At 36.7% G+C, this 20,323-nt stretch carries 18 protein-coding genes; 9 read left to right on the top strand and 9 right to left on the bottom strand.

Features of this window, described 5'->3' with window-relative positions:
- Nucleotides 1–20: 20 nt before the first annotated feature.
- Nucleotides 21–1,403, bottom strand: a complete 1,383-nt coding sequence (locus IPJ80_01040) for a tyrosine phenol-lyase (GenBank protein ID MBK7912068.1) — start codon at nucleotides 1,401–1,403, stop codon at nucleotides 21–23.
- A 10-nt stretch (nucleotides 1,404–1,413) separates the two neighbouring features.
- Nucleotides 1,414–2,802, bottom strand: coding sequence for a tryptophanase (locus IPJ80_01035; GenBank protein ID MBK7912067.1), 1,389 nt, complete (start codon nucleotides 2,800–2,802; stop codon nucleotides 1,414–1,416).
- A 144-nt stretch (nucleotides 2,803–2,946) separates the two neighbouring features.
- Between IPJ80_01035 and IPJ80_01030 the strand changes: the two genes are divergently transcribed.
- Nucleotides 2,947–3,480, top strand: coding sequence for a hypothetical protein (locus IPJ80_01030; GenBank protein ID MBK7912066.1), 534 nt, complete (start codon nucleotides 2,947–2,949; stop codon nucleotides 3,478–3,480).
- 42 nt (nucleotides 3,481–3,522) lie between these two features.
- On the opposite strand, the gene IPJ80_01025 is transcribed toward IPJ80_01030, so the two are convergent.
- Nucleotides 3,523–4,569: a response regulator gene (locus tag IPJ80_01025; GenBank protein ID MBK7912065.1), complete on the bottom strand. Its 1,047-nt coding sequence runs from the start codon at nucleotides 4,567–4,569 to the stop codon at nucleotides 3,523–3,525.
- Nucleotides 4,553–5,842, bottom strand: a complete 1,290-nt coding sequence (locus IPJ80_01020; GenBank protein ID MBK7912064.1) for a PAS domain S-box protein — start codon at nucleotides 5,840–5,842, stop codon at nucleotides 4,553–4,555. Before IPJ80_01020 ends, IPJ80_01025 begins: the two co-directional genes overlap by 17 nt.
- A gap of 83 nt (nucleotides 5,843–5,925) precedes the next feature.
- Here IPJ80_01020 and IPJ80_01015 point away from each other — a divergent pair, with 83 nt between their 5' ends.
- From IPJ80_01015 to IPJ80_01000, 4 genes are all read left to right on the top strand, one after another.
- Nucleotides 5,926–6,345, top strand: a complete 420-nt coding sequence (locus IPJ80_01015; GenBank protein ID MBK7912063.1) for a CBS domain-containing protein — start codon at nucleotides 5,926–5,928, stop codon at nucleotides 6,343–6,345.
- 38 nt (nucleotides 6,346–6,383) lie between these two features.
- On the top strand, nucleotides 6,384–6,839 hold the full coding sequence (locus IPJ80_01010) for a universal stress protein (GenBank protein MBK7912062.1): 456 nt from the start codon (nucleotides 6,384–6,386) through the stop codon (nucleotides 6,837–6,839).
- A gap of 16 nt (nucleotides 6,840–6,855) precedes the next feature.
- Nucleotides 6,856–7,296 carry an Hsp20/alpha crystallin family protein gene (locus IPJ80_01005; protein MBK7912061.1) on the top strand — a complete coding sequence of 147 codons (441 nt, stop codon included), beginning with the start codon at nucleotides 6,856–6,858 and terminating at the stop codon, nucleotides 7,294–7,296.
- Nucleotides 7,297–7,425: 129 nt separating this feature from the next.
- Nucleotides 7,426–8,124 (top strand): sulfite exporter TauE/SafE family protein, encoded by a 699-nt coding sequence (locus IPJ80_01000; GenBank protein MBK7912060.1) that lies wholly within the window; start codon nucleotides 7,426–7,428, stop codon nucleotides 8,122–8,124.
- On the opposite strand, the gene IPJ80_00995 is transcribed toward IPJ80_01000, so the two are convergent.
- Entirely contained in the window at nucleotides 8,121–8,528 is a 408-nt protein-coding gene (locus IPJ80_00995) for a hypothetical protein (protein MBK7912059.1), read from the bottom strand. The genes IPJ80_01000 and IPJ80_00995 overlap by 4 nt on opposite strands.
- Nucleotides 8,529–8,751: 223 nt before the next feature.
- On the opposite strand from IPJ80_00995, the gene IPJ80_00990 reads away from it, so the two are divergent.
- On the top strand, nucleotides 8,752–9,369 hold the full coding sequence (locus IPJ80_00990; protein MBK7912058.1) for a hypothetical protein: 618 nt from the start codon (nucleotides 8,752–8,754) through the stop codon (nucleotides 9,367–9,369).
- Between the two features lie 12 nt (nucleotides 9,370–9,381).
- Nucleotides 9,382–9,906, top strand: coding sequence for a DinB family protein (locus tag IPJ80_00985; GenBank protein MBK7912057.1), 525 nt, complete (start codon nucleotides 9,382–9,384; stop codon nucleotides 9,904–9,906).
- A gap of 598 nt (nucleotides 9,907–10,504) precedes the next feature.
- Here the strand turns inward: IPJ80_00985 and IPJ80_00980 are convergent.
- From IPJ80_00980 to asnB, 3 genes are read right to left on the bottom strand one after another with little or no spacing between them, the layout of a single operon-like run.
- Complete coding sequence (locus IPJ80_00980; GenBank protein MBK7912056.1) at nucleotides 10,505–11,782, bottom strand: O-antigen translocase; 1,278 nt, start codon at nucleotides 11,780–11,782, stop codon at nucleotides 10,505–10,507.
- Nucleotides 11,783–11,806: 24 nt separating this feature from the next.
- Nucleotides 11,807–12,862 (bottom strand): hypothetical protein, encoded by a 1,056-nt coding sequence (locus IPJ80_00975; protein ID MBK7912055.1) that lies wholly within the window; start codon nucleotides 12,860–12,862, stop codon nucleotides 11,807–11,809.
- 10 nt (nucleotides 12,863–12,872) lie between these two features.
- Nucleotides 12,873–14,804 carry an asparagine synthase (glutamine-hydrolyzing) gene (gene asnB, locus IPJ80_00970; GenBank protein MBK7912054.1) on the bottom strand — a complete coding sequence of 644 codons (1,932 nt, stop codon included), beginning with the start codon at nucleotides 14,802–14,804 and terminating at the stop codon, nucleotides 12,873–12,875.
- A gap of 151 nt (nucleotides 14,805–14,955) precedes the next feature.
- Here asnB and IPJ80_00965 point away from each other — a divergent pair, with 151 nt between their 5' ends.
- Nucleotides 14,956–16,248 carry a glycosyltransferase gene (locus IPJ80_00965; protein ID MBK7912053.1) on the top strand — a complete coding sequence of 431 codons (1,293 nt, stop codon included), beginning with the start codon at nucleotides 14,956–14,958 and terminating at the stop codon, nucleotides 16,246–16,248.
- 401 nt (nucleotides 16,249–16,649) lie between these two features.
- On the opposite strand, the gene IPJ80_00960 is transcribed toward IPJ80_00965, so the two are convergent.
- Nucleotides 16,650–19,136 (bottom strand): YfhO family protein, encoded by a 2,487-nt coding sequence (locus IPJ80_00960; GenBank protein MBK7912052.1) that lies wholly within the window; start codon nucleotides 19,134–19,136, stop codon nucleotides 16,650–16,652.
- Nucleotides 19,137–19,413: 277 nt separating this feature from the next.
- On the opposite strand from IPJ80_00960, the gene IPJ80_00955 reads away from it, so the two are divergent.
- Nucleotides 19,414–19,791: a GxxExxY protein gene (locus IPJ80_00955; protein ID MBK7912051.1), complete on the top strand. Its 378-nt coding sequence runs from the start codon at nucleotides 19,414–19,416 to the stop codon at nucleotides 19,789–19,791.
- Nucleotides 19,792–20,323: the final 532 nt, after the last annotated feature.

Raw genomic sequence — 20,323 nt, 5'->3', positions numbered from 1 at the left:
ATGCCTGAATATTTTATCCCTTAAGACGAAAGCATTTTAAAGCGGGCCTGAAAGAACCGTAAATATTTTGGTTCATAGGTCATTTCCATCCCTTTGATTTTTTTTCTTCGTTCATAGACCCTGGCAGTTGATTCCGCAATGACATCCATATGTGCTTGTGTATAAACTCTTCGGGGTATGGTAAAACGAACCAATTCTAATTTGGGCATATGGTTTTCACCGGAAGCTTTTCTACCAGCAGAAACAATTCCGCGTTCCATGGTTCGTACCCCGGAATCCAAGTAAACTTCGGCTGCTAAAGTTTGAGCAGGGTAATTGACTTGTGGAATGTGAGGTAAAAATTTTAATGCATCTACAAAGATGCCGTGTCCCCCGATCGGTTTTACGATTGGAATATTAAATAATTGCATCTGTTGACCCAAATATTCAACTTGCCCAATTCGGGCTTTAATGTGATTGTCCTGGACGCTTTCCCGGATTCCAATCGCCATTGCTTCCATATCGCGACCTGCCAGACCCCCATAGGTATGCAATCCTTCATAAACAACTACCAGATTGCGGGCTTCTTCAAAAACCTGCCAATCGTTGATTGCTAAAAAACCGCCTATGTTAACCAATGCATCCTTTTTAGCACTCATGGTGGCACCATCTGTGAGTTTGCAAATTTCGAGAACAATTTCAGCAATTGATTTTGTTTTATATCCTTTTTCTCTTTGTTGTATAAAGTAAGCATTTTCAGCAACCCGTGTCATGTCATGGATGATGCGGATGGAATGCTTTTTGGTAAGGGTTCTGAGTTCTTTTAAATTTGACATACTGATGGGTTGCCCACCAGCCATATTGACGCTGGTTGCAATACTTACATATGGAATTTTGTCGGCCCCGTATTTCTTGATCAGTCGCTCCAATTTATTTAAATCAACATTTCCCTTAAACGGAAATTCATTTTCCGGATCATGTGCTTCATCAATTATGATATCTTCAAATCTACCACCAGCCAGTTCCTGATGCAATCGGGTTGTAGTGAAATACATATTTCCCGGAATGATGTCGCCTTTTTTTATTAAAATTTTAGATAAAATATTTTCAGCACCTCGTCCTTGATGTGTGGGAATTAAGTAGTTGTAACCGTATGTTTTCTTTACAACTTCTTCCAGGTGATAGAAATTCCTGCTTCCTGCATACGCTTCATCTCCCAACATCATGCCTGCCCATTGTTGATCACTCATTGCAGAAGTGCCACTGTCAGTTAGCAAATCAATGTAAACATCTTCTGAACGCAATAGAAATGTATTGTATCCAGCATCCATCAATGCTTTTTTTCTTTGTTTGGGCGTGGTCATTTTTAGCAATTCAACCATCTTCATTTTATAGGGTTCAGCCCAACTTCTTTTAATATACATGGTGTTTTAATTAATTCGTGTGAATGGGTTTTAATTTAGCTGTAAAATGACGCAGTAACGGGGCTTCTTCCAGAATCGTATAACCGTTTAATTTGTCCCGATTCTTCCAAACTTCGATAATGACTTCTGCTACATAATCAATATGACTTTGTGTATAAACTCTTCTTGGAATTGCCAACCGAACCAATTCCTGGTTTGCAGGAATTAAAACCTTTGTATCAGAATCCGATTGATACTTTCCAAACATCAGCGAACCAATTTCTACACTTCGGATTCCACCTTCAATATATAAAGCACACACCAGCGCTTGTCCGGGATATTGATCGGGTGGAATGTGTGGTAAGAATGCTTTAGCATCCAAATAAACTGCATGACCACCAGCAGGTTGCATGATGGGGATGTTGTGATCTATAAGTTTTTGAGCCAAATATTCAATGCTCCGTATGCGATATTGCAAGTAGTGTTCATCCAATACTTCTTCTAAACCAATTGCAATCGCTTCAAGATCCCTTCCTGCTAATCCGCCATAGGTTGGAAATCCTTCGGTGATAACCAATAAATTTCTACATTTTAGTGCAAGTTCTGATTGTTGTAAAGCTAAAAACCCTCCAATATTTGCGAAAGCATCTTTTTTAGCACTCATCGTGCAACCATCTGCATAGGAAAATAATTCACGGGCTATTTCTTCAATGCTGTTCGTACTGTATTCTTTTTCTCTGATTTTAATGAAATAACAATTTTCTGCAAATCTGCAGGCATCGATAAAAAATGGAATTTGATATTGTTTACAAATCAACGAGGCGTTTCGAATATTTTCCATACTGACCGGTTGTCCTCCGTTGGAATTATTTGTAACTGTAATAATCACCATTGGAATATTTTCAGGCCCAATATTCTGAATATGCTGATGCAAGGCTTCCAGGTCAATATTGCCTTTAAATGGTGCAGGTTTTGATGGAATTTTACCTTCCATACAAGGAAGATCGATCCCCTGAGCTCCTGAAAATTCAATATTAGCCCGGGTCGTATCAAAGAGGGTATTGCTTAATACTGTTTTTCCCTTTCCACCAAGTATATTAAAGAGAATGTTTTCAGCGGCCCGTCCCTGATGCGTTGGAATTATATAGTTCATGCCCGTTATTCTGCGAACGGTATTTTCAAATCGATAAAAACTCGGACTGCAGGCATAAGATTCATCTCCCTGCATGATGCCGGCCCACTGATTGCTGCTCATGGCGCTTGTGCCGCTGTCAGTAAGTAAGTCAATGATCACATCTTCTGAGTGAATCAGAAAGGGGTTGTAAAATGAACGCGCCAGGATCTGGCTGCGTTCAACTGCAGAATTAAAACGGATGGGTTCAACGGATTTAATCCGGAATGGTTCAATGATTGTTTTCATATGTATTGGCTTTCTAGTAAAAAAAAGTTCTTTAAAAATCAAATGATTTTATAAAAACTTGGTTCGGTTACAAAATTAAGATACATTTGTCTTAAATAAAGAAAAATCTTTTGTTTAGAGGTGCTTTTTAAATAAATTTAAAGTATGTCCAGAATGTCAGGCATTTTAGGAATCATCCTATTAGGTGTTTTTTCTTTTGTCCAGGGACAAGAAATTATTAAGCCAGAAATTGGTATGCAAAAGCTTTCTGGTTATCACATTGGGCTTGTTCAGATTTTATTTGGAGTCCACAAGTCCGAAATCACTTTTCTTGATAAATCCGACTTTTATACCATCGGTTTTCCAATGGGGATTACATTAAATACAGGGAGTAGGCTTAAAATTGATTTGGAAATCGTTCCGGTTATCAAACCTTATTTAGAATTAGAAACCCCTTACAATGTGCACTTGTTATATCATCCAGGGATCCTGCTGCCTTTTAGAAATAATTATACCTTAGGTTTTAGACTGGCTTTTGAAGCCGGAGAAAATCAGTTTGGTTTTACCCCATTAATTAATAAGTCCTTTGCATTAAGCAAGCATTGCAATTTTTTTATTGAATTGCTTGCACCGACTCGTTTTGCAAAGAAGCAGTCATTTAATCAATTGATTGGCATTCATGTAGGATTGGGTTTATAAGAACTTCAGACCAATTCTTCTGAATCGTATGTTCCAATAAAATTATAAAACCAAGGCATTTAACTTTTGAACCTGGAGTAAACTAATGCCTTCAGAATCCAGGTGTATTAATTTTTCTTCTTTAAATTCCGTAAGCATACGAATCAAGGTTTCTTTAGCCATGCCACAATAGGCTGCAAGGTCATCCCGGCTTAATGCAATGGCTTTGTCTTTAAACAACCCCGACAGGAGGATCAGATGGTAAGCTACTTTTTCTCTTACATTTCCGTAAGAATTAATTGAAAGCCTTTGTACATATTCTTGGGAGTAAGCGGTACAAAAAGCCTGATATGCATACAGTAAATTTTCTTTTATTATAATGTCTTCAATAAGTTTTTTTGGAATTGCTTTAATGGCACACTCCTCAATTAATTCCAGGACACTTGAATACCGTATATGAAAGATTCGATTCAGGCCAACGACACCCGGGCCCAGATAAAAATTTAAGATTAATTCTTTGTCCCCTACAGATTCTATTACTTCTTTAGCAATGCCGCCTTCAAGAAAATAAACATGATTAACATTGTCTCCAAGATTCCAGATTTTTGTTTTTTTACCCAGTATTTTGCTTTCTGTTTGATCAAGGAGTTGTTTTACCTGGGGAACTGTTTGAATCAAATTTAAATCCAATAATCCAGTAAGCGATTTTCCGAATTTCAACCTGGAAATTCTTTTGTATTTGTTAATCTTTTTTTCAATCACTGCCAATAAATCTGCAGCTTCAAAGGGTTTAACTAAATAATCTTCTGCTCCAAGATTCATTCCCTTTCTGAAATCATCCTTTTCAGCTTTGGCTGTTAGAAAAATTACAGGGATATCCTTTAAATGCTCATCTTGATTGATAATTTTTAACATGCCAAGACCATCCAGATTGGGCATCATGATATCACTTAAAATCAGATCCGGTTGGTGTTGCCTTGCAGCCTGAATTCCCTTTAGGCCATCTTCTGCGGTAAATACGGTGTAATCTGAAATCTCAAGTATTTCAGCAATGTTTTCACGCATTTCTGTATTATCCTCAATTAACAGGATTTTAGTTTTGTCGGCCATGCTTAGGTAATTTTATAGTAAATTGGGTTCCTTCCTTTTCTTTTGATTTAAAACTGATACTTCCCTGTAGTACATCCAGGTATTTTTTTACAATATTCAATCCTAGTCCGGTACCTTGAATGTTTAATACATTTGAACCTCTATAAAAAATATCAAAAATAAATTTTTGTTCACTTTCAGGAATTCCAATTCCATCATCAGCCACTGAAATTTCTGTATGCAACTCTGTATCTCGGATATTAATATCAATTTTGGATGAGTCTCCGGAATATTTAACCGCATTGGCAATTAAATTATTTATTATATGCCGTACGCAATTTTGATCAGTTAAAATCTGGTATTCCGGACTGGTTTCATAATTCATCCGAATGGTTTGCTCTGGCTTTTTTAATAAGTTAAATTCTTCTGTAATTTCCTGAACTAAATGAATAAGGTCAATGGATTCTAATTTAATATTAAATTTTCCTTCTTCTATACGGGTTAGGGTTAAAAATTCATTAAGAATTCCATTCAGGTAATGTATATTATTTTTGATTTTAGCTAAATGATTGATTTTTTTAGCACGGGTTTCTGCAGAATCATAGTGCTCAATGAGGTTAATTGAACTTAGGATATTTGCCAGGGGCGTTCGGAACTCATGAGATGCAATCGACACGAACCGGGACTTTAGTAAATTCAAATCGCGTTCTTTTTCCAAAGCATTTAAAAGTTCTTTTTCCCGCAGTTTTAATTTTTTTTCAATTTCAATGCGCTCATTGATTTCTGTTTCAAGTGCCAGGTTATTCGAACTTAGTTGATTAATGCTTTCCCGCAGTTGGCCTGTTCGGGAATCAACTAAATTTTCGAGATTCTTATTGACATAAATCAGTTTTTGTTCGACTTCTTTTTGTGCAGTTAAATCATGGATAACTCCGGTAAAATAAATTTCTTCTTCAACTATAAATTTACTCACAGCGAGTCGGACCGGAAATTGGGTTCCATCTTTTTTGACCCCTACAACCTCCCTGCCAATGCCAATAATTTTATTGATGCCTGTTTGGATATGATTATTAATATATTGATCGTGTAGCCTGTTATGAGGTTCCGGAGTTAAAACATTTACATTCTTTAATAATAACTCGGATTTTTCGTAGCCAAAAATTTTGGCTGCGCTTTCATTCAACAGCAGAATGGTCCCTTTTGCGTTAATTATAATGATCGCATCAATGGCCGTTTCTAATACAGAACTTAAAAAGTTTCCAGTTTTATAAAAATGCTGTGAATTGGAGTCCATTACCTGAGCGATATCATTTTAAATGTTGACAAAGATCAGGATTTAACTGGTATTAGCCTGATAATTTTACAAAAAATTAAGCGATGAATTTAAAGAACCCGGTTAGTGATATTATGACACGTGAGTTGGTTACCCTGACTCCAGAGGATGATTTGTTTATGGTAAAGGAATTATTTGAAAACCATTCCATCCACCATATCCCTGTAGTCCATTTTCGGAATTTAGTGGGCTTGGTAAGCAAATCTGATTTTTTATTATATGCCAATTCAATCCTGGAAGGGAAGTCGGTTGAAATTCATAGCGATCAAAAATTGAAATTCACAAAAGTGAAGCAAATCATGGTGACCAGATTAGGGAAATTGGAGCCAGATGATCGAATTGAGGTTGCCATTGATGTGTTTTTAACTAATTATTTTCATTGTTTGCCTGTAGTTCAGAAAGACGAACTGCTGGGCTTAGTGACACCATATGATATTTTAAGGTATATCAGCAATCCTGCTTAAAATTATTATATTTGGTGGAAAATTATAAATTCTCAAATATGGTACCTTTTAATAAAATTCTTTGTCCCTACGATTTTTCAGAATACTCTAAACATGCCCTGGCATGGACATTAAAGTTGAATGAATCAAATAATTTGTCCATTTATATTTTGCATATTATGATTAATCCCTTGTTGTATGAAACAGGGAGTCCGGTATTTGGAAATCAAATTTATGCTGATGACCTTTTAAGTAAATTGCGTGAAGAAAATCAAGTGCTATTGGATGAATTAATGGCTCAATTACAAATTGACCATCCTGAGATGGAATTGCATTTAATTTGTAAAGAAAGCAATGATATTGGCGCTACCATAATTGAATCACAGCAAGAATTAGAAGCGGATTTAATTGTAATGGGATCCCATGGGCGAAAAGGAATTAAGCGTTTTGTATTGGGCAGTGTAGCGGAGGACGTTGTCAGACATGCCAAATGCCCAGTGCTGGTTGTTAGATAACAATAAATTTTGTCATATGAATTCTTTAAGTCGAATTAACAGGAATTTCCCTTTTTTTAGTATGATTCCTACCTGGTATGATGACTTTACAGGTTCAGAACTATTTAAAGGGAACGAATTAAACTTTCCACCAATTAATGTTTTGGAAAGTATTAAACATTTTTCAATTGAAATTGCTGCTCCCGGCTTTTCAAAATCTAATTTTAAATTGAAGGTTGATGATAATTCCATGTTGACCGTTTCTGTGGAAAAGCAAGACAAGCAGGAAACAATGGAGAAGGCCAATTGGAAACACAGAGAATTCAACTATTCAGCATTTAGTAGAAGTTTTTCATTGCCAAGTATAATTGACCAGTCTCACATTACAGCTGCTTATGTAGACGGGATTCTTAAAATTCATTTGCCTAAGCTTGAGCAGGTTGAAGAAAAAGTAGCCAAGGAAATTAAGATTGCCTGATCTTTTGTTTCTGATCGATTGCCAGAAATAAATGATCGTCATTAGTGCTCTTGCGCTTTTTAAGTATTATTACATAAAATCTAATTAGTCTTGAGCAATTTTACTGTAGCTGTTTTTTTATTTCTGGCAATTCTGGCTGAAATTCTTGGAACCATTGGTGGTTTTGGGTCTTCAATTTATTTTGTACCACTTGCAGAATATTTTTTAGATTTCCATACAGTCCTTGGAATTACAGCATTATTTCATGTTTCCAGCAATCTTACTAAAATAGGTTTTTTTCGTAAAGGAATTGATCGCAGGATTCTGATCTATTTAGGAATTCCAGCAGTTGTATTTGTGATTTTAGGAGCAGCTTTAAGTCGTTATGTCAAGAAAGAAACGTTTGAATTGAGCATTTCCGTTTTGTTAGTTATACTTGGCTTCCTGTTGCTTTGGTTTCGCAATTTAAAATTGAGTATAAATCCTGTAAACTCTATTACAGGGGGTGCGCTTTCTGGATTTGCTGCTGGTCTCATGGGTACCGGAGGAGCAATTAGAGGATTGGTTTTATCAGCATTTCAACTCGAAAAAGAAGTTTATATTGCAAGTTCAGCCATTATAGATCTTGGAGTTGATCTAAGCAGAAGCGTAGTGTATGTGATGAATGGATATGTGCATCGTGACATCCTTTATTTGGTGCCTCTGCTTATTCTGGTTAGTTTAATTGGAACCTATTTAGGTAAATTGATTTTGAATCGAATCCCATCAGAACGATTTCAAAAAATGACCTTAGTATTAATTTTATTGATTGGAATTGGAGGTATTGTAAAAGTTTTAATTAAAACTTAAAGCAACATTTGATTTCGATCTGTCTTTTTTGCTTCCTGAACGGCATTGTAAAAGGATTCAGCTTCTTCATTTTGTTTGGCGAGTGTCCAGTCATCCGTTACCGTAGTTTCTATCCAAACATCACCTGATTTTCTGAATACCTGGATTGACAATCCAAAAGAATCCTGAAACTCTTGTTCAAGATCCATGACAGTCGTATAGGGATGAATTTCAAGACTGCCTTTATTGTGTACAGACCTGCAATCTTTTAAGATCAGGTTTGCGGGTATCATGAGTTCTTTTTTTGATCCGGTATGTTTCGAATGTCCTTTACTAAAGAATTCAATTTTCAGGAAAGGGTAGCGCGCAGAAAAGAGTTCCTGAATTTCACGAATACTTAAAGCATCATTTATTACAATTTTCATAGTTGTACCAATAACTTATTATTCATTTATTAACCCATTCTAATAGCTTTTCTTAATTTTATTACTAGTTACTTTAGTCCAGTGCTTAGCCAAATCGTTCTGTAAAAATTCAGCAATTTCCAGACGCATCCCATGACCTTCATCAATCAACTTATTGATACTTGTCAAATTACAATCAAAGAACCCATGGGTTTTAATAGGAAACAGCCATATTTGCATCCATATGATTGAAATTTTAACAGGGACATTCATTATCAGCCTATTGCATGCTTTAATCCCTAGCCACTGGTTGCCTTTAGTGAGTTTGGCTAAAGCTCAAAAATGGTCTGAGTCTGAACTTATTAAGGTTGGATTTTCATTATCGCTTGCTCATGTGCTCAGTACCGTAATGTTAGGCTTGATTTTAGGTGGTCTTGCACATAAATTTTACCAATCCTATCAACAGATCCTTGTATGGCTTGGTCCGGCAATCTTAATTTTATCTGGTATATATTTTATTTACAGGCACCATACCCACCATCATTTTCATATTGATGACCAGATGATGGAGCAAACTAAAACCCGGAAACAGGTAATTTATGCTCTATTGGCTTTTATGTTTCTTTCTCCTTGTCTTGAAATAGAAGCCTATTTTATCAATGCCAGTTTTTATGGTTGGAAAATTTTAGGCTTGTCTTTGATTATCTATGTGGTTATTAGCATGGCCGGAATGTTAACCGGGATCTTTTTGGCAAATCGTGGACTAAACAAAATCAATTCGCATAAATGGGAGCACAATGCTGGAATTGTGACTGCAATTACCATGATTCTTACAGGCTTACTTTCACTTATTTTTCATTAAATTACTAACTAGATGGCGTTTAATCTGAATCATATTATAGAAGTACTCCAAAGAACCCCTGATGTTTTGGATTCATTGTTAATGGGTCTTTCTGATTCATGGCTTTATACCAATGAAGGAGCCGAAAGCTGGTCTCCATTTGATGTTATGGGACATTATGTACATGCAGAAAAGACAAACTGGATTCAGCGTATTGAAGTTATTCTAAACGGTAATGGTTCAGGTACATTTCAATCCTTCGATCGATTTGCACAATTCGAAAACTCAAAAGGTAAGACCATCAGCGAACTTTGTGCTGAATTCCGCCAGGAACGAATTGCGAATTTGAAATCATTGAAAGAAATGAACTTGGGAGCCTCCGATTTCATAAAAACCGGTATTCATCCTCAATTTGGTCAAGTGACCTTGAGTCAGTTGCTATCTACCTGGATGGCTCATGATTTGGATCATATATATCAAATAGTACGGGTTATGGCAAAGCAATACAAAGAAGATGCCGGTCCATGGGTGGAATTTCTCAGAATCCTCAGATCGTAAATTCTATTTCAATACTGCAATTCTTCAATACTGCAATTCTTCAATGCTGCAATTCTAAAATGTTGCAATCCTTCGATGTTGCAAAACTGCAATGTTGATATGTTGAGATTCTAAAATCCGGGCATGTATATTTATAAAATATTAGTTGGAGTGTTTCGATATTCCAGAGTCCAGCCGTGAAATCAGTGGTCAGTGGTCAGTGGTCAGGAGTCAGTAGTTGTCACTACCCGAAAGGTAAATTCCAGCCCAACAGTCCTTCAGCCCCAAAATCAGTAATCAGCAGTTAGGAGTCAGTAGTCAGTAGACAAAAATTCAAAAATGCTCAAAATACCGATAACCCTCCTCTCTAACAGTCCATCAGTCCCAAAATCAGTGGTCAGGAGTTAGTGGTCAGTGGGTCACTGGAAACCTCCTCCCTAACAGTCCAACAGTCCAACAGTCCAACAGTCCAACAGTCTATCAGCCCCTCAGCCCCAAAATTAGTGGTCAGTGGTCAGTATTCAGGAGTTAGTAGTTGTACTTTGTCTAGAATTCCACAGCCATTCATCCCTCCTCCCTAACAGCCCCTCAGCCCAACAGCCCCTCAGCCTTCATCCCCTCATCCCTTCATCCCCATCTGTTGTTTCCAAGGCTTTGGCAATACACTTTTTTTGATAAGTACGATGAGGTCTTTAAAAATAATCAGATAAATGCAGAAATAAAGTAAACAAGCAATTGCGTAAGCATAGCTACAGCCTATCAAACCAAATTGTTTGAGACAAAAATAAGTGCAGACTATTAATAATGCATGAAAGGATAGATCTGCTTTTAAGCCACTTCTAAACATGGCTTTTGATGTGATGATATAACTCAGTATGAGCGCAGAAATCCGAAACACATCCCCCATCATTTGAAATCCAAATAAAACACGCATGGGTCTGAAGGTTTCCGCTAATAAGATTGATATAATCAGATCACGGCAAAGCCAGATACTCCCAGCTATAAGAATCATTACCGGAATGATCCGTTTAAATGCTTTTCGGATTTCTCGAACCAATTCAGCTGTTTCTGAAATGCCAGAAAGTTTTGGAATAAAATAAACGACCATCGTGCCGGTAATAACAGCTAAATAGCGATCTGAAAGGCTAAACATCGCTTGCCACAATCCGGCATCGGTAATACTCAGATTCCATTCAACCATTTCACGGATTATTATCATCGACCACATCCAGCTAAAAGATGTAACTGCTGAAAAGACTCCATATTTAATCAACTGTTTTGCAAATTCCAAATTCAAATGAAATTTGAAAAATTCTCTATTTAGAAATTTCAATTTACTTAATGCGATCATTCCGGTTAAGGTAGAGAATAGTGCAAACAGTGAATTCGAAAGCAGGGCTCCAATTACATTGTACTTTGTTATAAGAATCAGCGTAGTGATTAAATTTAATAAAGAAGCAGCTATGTTGACATAAGTTAGTTTATTGATTTCACCCAAACCATTTAATATCCCTGTGATTAATACTTGAAGTGAAATGAGTATCAAGAAACAACCATACAGTATAAATACAATTTTAAAATCCTGATCTTTAAATGCAGCTTGATTCAGATAGCTTGAACTGACTAATACAAAAAGACAACAAATCAACGAACCAATTCCAATAATACTAAAGGCAGTTTGAATTATTTCTTTTAGTTTCTGTTTGTTGTCTTTGTGTTCAGAAACATATTTTACGATCCCGGTTGCAATTGAAGCAGTTGCAATGATGAGAATCAATCCGGAGATGTTTCCAAATTTTCCAATGTAAGCGGTACCAACCGGACCGATTATTTTTGCACTCAACTTTGTTATTATCAGGCCGGTAATCATATTGATCACAGCAGACAGGCCACTCATAAAACTAGTTTTGTAAAAGTTCATTTACTTTTTGGTTAGTTTCATGGCAAGAAAAGGTGACAAATTCAAAACGAAAGGATGTTTAAACTTAAGCAATCCATTTAGCACAATGGAAATGCAATTTTTTAAAAAAGAAGCATAATTCGTATTATAAAAACCCGGCAATGCTTCTATTGAAAATCCTGCTGATTCTGCTGCATTTTGATAGTCTGAATAAGCTACCAGGCGTTCAACCCAGGCTCCAGTAATTGGATCACAGGTATTGCTTGATTCAATTGGAGGAGCAGACCAGTTGCCGGATTGAATAAAATGTTGAGTGCGTTTTAATATATCTTTTTCGATATAGCTGCGATTTAAAATGGCAAGCCTTCTGATTGTTTCGGAATCTAATTGAGGGAAATGATTTCTTATCAACTCAGAACGCAATTGAACGCCACTGAGTGATTCATCCAAATCCGGGTGGTCCATATCAACCCGACTGCCTTTGTATTCATATTCTTTATGTATTTTTAAATGCAGTCTTTTTACCAATGGATTGTGTATGTTGGCAGACGTAGTGATTACCACACTAAAACCTTCAGATCCCAAACCAGCAATATCATTAAAAAATTCTCGGTAATCGGGTAAGTGTTCGATTACATTGCGGGAAGCCAAACCAAGAATGCTTAAGTCATGGAAATGACAATACGCTATTAAAGCATTGGTATCACCTAATACAAAATAATCCGGGCGCGCATTGAGCGCAGTACCAATTTTTCGAATGCCATCAAGGTACTCATCAAATAAATCGTGACTGATACAGGTATAACCCATTCTTTTAACCAGAAACGAAAACAAACCGATACCAGCTCCATGATCTACTATAATCGCATTTGATTTCTTTGAATTCTGATTCAATAATAAGTGATATAGGATAAATGCATTGCATTTACTTACATAACTCAACTTCGTAAGATCATATCGAAAATAACTTTTAACACTTTCAGAAACATCCAATGCATCGATATCAAGTTGCAACAAATCATCTTGCAATTGAAATGCTACTTCTTGAATTCTCTTTAAACTGGGATTGGTTTGCACGAAGATTAATTTATGGGTTCGTTTGGAAAGTCGATTGGTACCACAATTCGCTGGTGAAAATTTTCCACAATTCGTTTTCGCCGAATTGATTGATATCTTTTGTAAGCCGATCTTGTATCTGTTTGCCGTGCCACCAATCTCTCGATAAGAAACCTGAACTATGAACCATATCCATTATCGCTGATTTTAAAACAGTATGTGTCCAATAAGAAGTTGGAGTTGCAAATCCAATTTTATCTTTCCGTTTAAGAATAATCTCTGGAACATAGGGTTTCATGCTTTCTCGTAAGATGTATTTTGTTTCACCTTGATGCAATTTTAATTGATCGGGTATATAAAATGATTTTTCAACCAACCGATGATCTAAAAACGGAACACGGCTCTCAATTGAATTAGCCATTGAATTTCGGTCTTCCCAATGCAACATGTGCGGTAAGTGGGTAATTTGAATTGCGTTTTGTAAGGCCGTTGATAGCAAGGAGCGATTTGTGTGCAAATTTATTTGCATCTGCGTTTCAGGATACAAGTTAGATGATGCATATTTTTTATGTTCTAATTTTCTAAGTGCAACTGAATCTAACTGCAATCGTTGTTTCGCAAGATAATTATGCGATATGGCAGTTTTGAAGCCTTGTTGAAAGGCTAAGGCTGCAGTCGTTTTCAGGATTTCCATGATATTGCCTTGCTGATAACATTGCGCCAAATAATATTTATAAAAATAAGGATAGCCGGCAAACAATTCATCACCACCTTGTCCATTGAGTAATACAATGATACCTGCCTGACGGACATTGCGATAATTTAAAAATGCAGAGAAGGGACTCCCTCCTGCAGTTGGGGCATCTTGATGATATGTCCATGCTGCCAATTCTTCAACAGTAATTTCTTTACTACCTGTTTGAAATGTAGATTGAAATCCACCCTGGTCTAAAACAGCTTGAATGTAACTTCGCTCATCATACTGTTTACCTTCATAAAATACAGAAAAGGTGCGTATGGATTGATTGGTTAATTTTCTTGCCAGGCAACAGATTGAAGAAGAATCAATGCCGCCACTTAAAGCAATACCCAAAGGCACATCGCTGCGCAAACGCAATTTAATAGAATCACTTAATAACGCTTGTATGGAATTACAGGAATTGGATTCATTCAGCATTTCTCGTTCTGAAGCCATTGGGATGTCCCAATATTTTTTTAGTTCGATGCCTTTTAAAGAAACAATTGCATAATGTGCAGCAGGCAATTGTTGAATTTCAGTTATAAAAGTTGCCGAGGTTTCAAATTGACGATTCCATTGAAGAAATTCTAATAACGCCTGACGATTTGGACTGATTTTGTTTGGGATAATAGCAGCGATTTGTTTTTCTTCAGAAGCCCAAATAAATTGATTGCCATCAAAAAAATAATTAAATGGCTTGATCCCCATGCGATCTCTTGCAATAAATAGACTACTGGACCGATTGTCATAGATAACAAACGCAAACATGCCAATAAATTTTCCAAGGCATTGTTCATTCCATTGTAAATACGCATGTATTAAGACTTCAGAATCGCTGTTTGTTCTAAATTGATGGCCCAGCTTGATCAATTCCTCACGAATTTCAATATAATTGTAAATTTCTCCGTTGAAACTCAACCAAATTTGACCCGAGGGGTCTGCCATGGGTTGATGTCCTTTGGCAGAAAGATCGATGATTGCAAGCCGTCTGTATCCGATGCCAAGATTGCAATTGGTATGATTTGGCAATACGGATGAGTTTGCTTTTATTTCTGAAATGGTGTCATCGTGTACATGGTGATGGATGTTTTTGTTGGCAGTATGGATTAGTAAATAGCCTTCATCATCCGGACCCCGATGACGGATGATCCGGGTCATTTTTAACAGATCCTGACTGTTTATAGATGCTCCATCCAGATTAAAAATTCCAGCTAAACCACACATGTATCGGGGCAAAGTTATAAAAAGTGAAGGAAACCATTTTCTTCAAGGCTTGCTGATCCAATCCTTGGTGTTTCAATACTAAAACATTTCTCCCATTCAGCATTTCAAAGCTTAATTTTACCCGTACAATCTAGCTATAAGTACTGCAACATTGAAACGCGTTCTCATTATCACTTATTATTGGCCACCTTCCGGTGGGTCGGGCGTCCAGCGGTGGTTGTATTTTACGAAATATCTCCGGGATGCTAATTGGGAACCAATCATTTATACGGTTCAAAATGGGGAGTATCCCTATACAGATTCAAGTTTGCAGCAACATATACCGGATCATTTGGAAGTGATAAAAGGCCCGATTTGGGAACCTTATGCCTTATTTAAAAAGCTATCCGGTAAGAAGGAACAGGTCAATCCAAGCATTTTTTCTGAAATGGAACGCGGTTCCTGGTTTAAGCGGTTCTTACTGTGGATCCGTGGAAATTTCTTTATTCCGGATGCACGAATGTTTTGGATCCGTCCTTCCGTACATTTATTGGAAAACTATTTAAAAAAACACCCGGTCGATTTTATAGTTAGTACAGGTCCTCCTCACAGTACCCATTTAATCGCACGTTCATTAAAACGTCGATTGGATATTCCCTGGCTGGCTGATTTTCGGGATCCCTGGACACAAATTTATTCGTTTAAACAACTCAACTTAAGCAAGCTTTCAAAAAGAATACACCATCGGCTGGAACATTCTGTTTTGCAGGAAGCCAGTTTAGTAGTGACAGTAAGTCCGGATTGTAAAAAAGGATTGGAATCATTGGTCAATCGTGAAGTAAGTGTAATTACCAACGGATATGAAACGTTTCCAAAACAGAATCCTGTAAAAGATCATTCTAAAATTAAAATGGTTTATGCTGGTGTGTTAAGTGCAGATCGCAACCCAGGTATTTTTTGGAAAGTTTTGGAAAATTATTTAAGTGACAATCCTGCAATTTCAGAAAAATTTGAGTTGATTCTTATTGGGAATATAGATCCATTGATCGTTTCTCAATTAAAAGTTTCTGGCTTATCTCCTTTTTTGCAAGTCCTTGCATCCATGCCACACGCGCAACTGCAGCATTATTTGTTTGAAGCTGACCTCCTTCTGTTGGTTGGTGTTCCCGGAAACAAAGGGGTAATTACCGGTAAATTTTTCGAATACCTTTATTTGCAAAAACCAATTTATTCAATTTCACCTAACAACAGTGATGTTGTAACAATTTTGAAGGAAACGGAAGCAGGTTTGAATGCTGATTATACTGACGCAGAGCAATTGTATTCGAATCTTGAAAGACTTTTTGAAATGGTGGCTACTAATTCCTTTCCAAAAAATGATGCTAAAATTGCCAACTATTCACGTAAAAATCTGACCACAGCGATTTCAAATTTAATGAGTGATTATCTGGAGAAAAACAAGTAATTTATTTTCATTTCATTTCTTGTCCCTTCTGAACCCCAAACCCCTTGAAAGGGGCTTTTCCATTAGTAAGATTGAATAAATTATTTTAACAATATAGATATTGTTAAAATATTAAGCATAATTGAATACAAATTCAAAGCCCCTTTCAAGGGGTTTGGGGTTCAAACAATCATGAATAATAATTGTACGTTGTTTATTTTAACAAAATAGATATTGTTAAAATTTTACTTTAAAATTTTAATCACAACTTGAATACAAATTCAAAGCCCCTTTCAAAGGGTTTGGGGTTCAAACAATCATGAATTAGATTTAAACGTTGTTTGAAATTAATAATTAAAATTTTCAAAAGATTAAATTCCAAACTTCTTACCAAGAATTTGTATCAGGAATATTAATTCCCCTTATTTTAATTTCATGAATTCTTTATAAGCTACAAATCCCATTAATCCGATTAACAACAAAGAACAAATCATGGAAAGATTTTTTCCAAGCATAAACGATTTGGGTTTAAATTCCATGACAATCTGGTGTTTGCCATCTGGAATCTGACATGCTCTCAAAACGTAATTTGCCCTGATTAAATCTACTTCTTTTCCATCAATACTCAGATGCCAACCTAAATCCGGACCATACCAGATTTCAGAAAATACAGCTAATTGATTTCCGCTGCATTTTGCTTCATAAACCATTTTATTTGGACTGTAGGAAGTTAATTTAATGGAACCATTTCCATCAAATTGTTTTTGAGTTAGTTTGGAATCAAATTCCTGATTTACAATTGCAAATTGGTTTAAATTATTTTTACTGAGTTCTGCAATTTCATCATCCGGTGTACTAACCATTTTGACATTTTGTACCAACCAGGCATTTCCCATTGCAAATGGATTGGGTAAGGGCATTTCTTTTCCTGGCTGACCTAAGATAAAATATTTTGTATTGAGCATGTTTAATACACTCAATACGGAAAGTGAATTCGTTAAACTGCTGTCGGAAGTAAAATTTTGCAAAAAACCATTGAGCTGTTGAATTTCAGGTTCGATATGAAGATCAATCAAATCCTGATATCGCTGCAATTTTGCCGGATGATAACCGCCGATGTGATTGTGAAAGAAAGACGGCATCGAACTGTTAAACGTATTGACCGTTAGATCGAGTACCCTATATTCTGCTTTGTCACCTAATATTTGTGAGTCAACTTGACGTGGTTTTTGAGATTGTTCTTTTTTAGATTTACTTACGAAATCTTCCTTGCTGATATATCGCGTAGCTACGCCACCGAGATCAATTAGAGTTAGGAGTCCTAATGCAATCGCAGCATAGCGCAATTGGATTTTAGACTTTAAATAAGCCCAAAGCAACCCAGCTGCTAATACGATGAATATCAGGGACCTCCATGCATCACTCTGCATTAAGGATTTACGATCCGAGATCAATGCGTCTGTATCCAATCCTTGATTTGCATATCCTGCATCCGAGCTGTGTTTAAAATCAAAAAAGCTCGGACCCAACAAAGCAAAAAACAAACAAATACCTCCTGTAATCGCTAGACTGTAATATAATTTTTTTAATATGGATTCATCCTTTTTATCAGCGTTTGATATTTGATACAATGCCATCATTCCCAGGATCGGAAAAAAGTAGGATACAACAGACAAGATGCTGCTTGGTGCTCTGAATTTACTGTAAAGCGGCAAGTAATCAAATAGAAAATGATTTAATGTTTCAAAGTGTTTACCCATCGACATCAACAAACCCAAACTGACTGAAATGCTAATCCACCATTTGATTGGGCCCTTAACAATAAACAAACCCAGAACAAACAGCAAACACATGATAGCACCAAAATAAAATGGGCCACTGGTAAAAGGAAGGTCTCCCCAATACAATGGGGCTTTAAATCGCTTGGGTGCATTGTAACCTTTTTTACGCAAGCTTTTTAATAGTTCAGAATTTGCATCTACAGGTTCTGAGGTTCCGCCTCCGGCAACTCCCGGGATTAAACAAGACATCAGGTCGATGCCTCCATTGCTCCAATTGGTAGCATAGTCCCATTGTAAACCCGCAGTATTTACATCTCCTGTCACATCGTTTGTTTTTTTACTTAAGATGTGGCCACCCCGCATGGTTTCTTTGGCATATTCGTATGTAGGAAGGATTGAACTGGATGAAGCAAGCAAGGCTAAAACAACAATGCCTGCCATGATCCCACTCGGAATCATAAAGTTTTTAAAATCTTTGTCTTTAATAAATTGAATTGCAAATGCAAATACCAGTGGCAACATCAGCAGCATGGTATAATAACTCATTTGCACGTGGTTGTTGAGCACATTAATGCCCATTCCTAATGCAAATAATGCAGCGCCTTTCAACCAGTTTCCCCGATATGAAAGTATCATGCCGGCGATTATAAAACCAATCATAGAGAGCACAATCAGTTTAGGAACGTGTCCGGCTTCTAATACGATAAAATTGCCGGTTACCAGAGCCGTTCCCAATCCACCCATGCAGGCAAATGGGACACTGAGTCCAAGGACTAAATACAATACATAAAATGATAAAGCGCAAAAGAAGAATATGGCAACGGGTCCGCTTAGAAATCCTAAAGCCAAAATCTTTTGCACATAAATCATGAAATTATAATCCATTGGGGTGGATATCTGGTAGGCCGGCATCCCTCCAAACATGGTCCCAGTCCATAAAGCAGGATCTCCCGGATGTTGTTTGTTATATTCTAATATTTCACGTGCTGATCCTTCCCAACTTGAAACGTCTCCCTGTTGTAACACTTTTCCTTGCCAGTGTGGAGCAAAGAAAAAGGAAATGACTGCGATAAACAACAGAATGACAATCAGATGCGGATATACTTTTTGAAACAGATTTTTTAACATAATGAAGGAATATGAACTTCAAAGGTATCGGTTATTTTTAAAATTCATTCAGTTTGTTGGTATTGAACCAAAAGTTGTTCTTGCAGCAATCCGGAGGCATTAAAAACGTACTGATTGGATTTAGGGTGCCCAATAAGGTAAACGATTTTAACCGGATAATTTGACATTAAGCTGTCCGAATCAGTCTATTTTTGTAAAACTATGGAGAACTATGAACCACCACTAAATTTTTTGCGGTTTGCAAATTAGGTTTAGAAAAATTTTCAATTAAGTCGATATGACAGAAAATGAAATTACCTATAAATTAAGAGGAGCTATTTTTAGGGTATACCGTACACTGGGTCCGGGATTATTGGAAACGGTATATGAAGCCGCATTGAAACATGAAATTCGCAAAGATGGTTTAATTGTAAATTGTCAGGTGCCATTGCCAGTGATTTATGACGAAGTCAAAATGGAAGTGGGATTTCGAATTGATTTACTCGTTGAAAACAAAGTAATCATTGAAATTAAATCCGTTGAAAACCTTGCAGAAGTTCATCATAAGCAAGTTTTGACCTATTTGAAATTATCCGGAATGAAATTAGGTTTGTTGGTAAATTTTAATTGTGTCGAAATAGAAAAAGCCATATTTAGGAAAGTAAATAAACTATAATTCTGCAAGACCTTAAGGAAATTCTTTTTGTCCTGCAGACTTCGCAGAAAAGCGCAGAATGAAAATCTTTTCTGCGTAAATCTGCGAGATCTGCGGGAAATATTTTTTGTCCCGCAGACTTCGCAGAAAAGCGCAGAATGGAAATTTTTTCTGCGTAAATCTGCGAGATCTGCGGGAATTTCTTTTTGTCCCACAGACTTCGCAGAAAAACGCAGAATGGAAATCTTTTCTGTGTAAATCAGCGAGATCTGCGGGAATTTTTTTTTGTCCCGCAGACTTCGCAGAGAAGCGCAGAAAGGAAATCTCTTCAGCGTAAATCAGCGAGATCTGCGGGAAATTCTTTTTGTCCCGTAGACTTCGCAGAAAAGTGCAGAAAGGAAATCTTTTCTGCGTAAATCTGCGAGATTTGCGGGAAATTTTTTTTGTCCCACAGACTTCGCAGAAAAGCGCAGAATGGAAATCTTTTCAGAGTAAATCTGCGAGATCTGCGGGAAATTCTTTTTGTCCCACAGACTTCGCAGAAAAGCGCAGA

It is taken from the genome of Saprospiraceae bacterium (genome assembly GCA_016714025.1).
GTDB lineage: Bacteria > Bacteroidota > Bacteroidia > Chitinophagales > Saprospiraceae > Vicinibacter.
The sequence above is the reverse complement of the archived record's forward strand: the minus strand, read 5'-3'. Positions and strand labels throughout refer to the sequence as shown.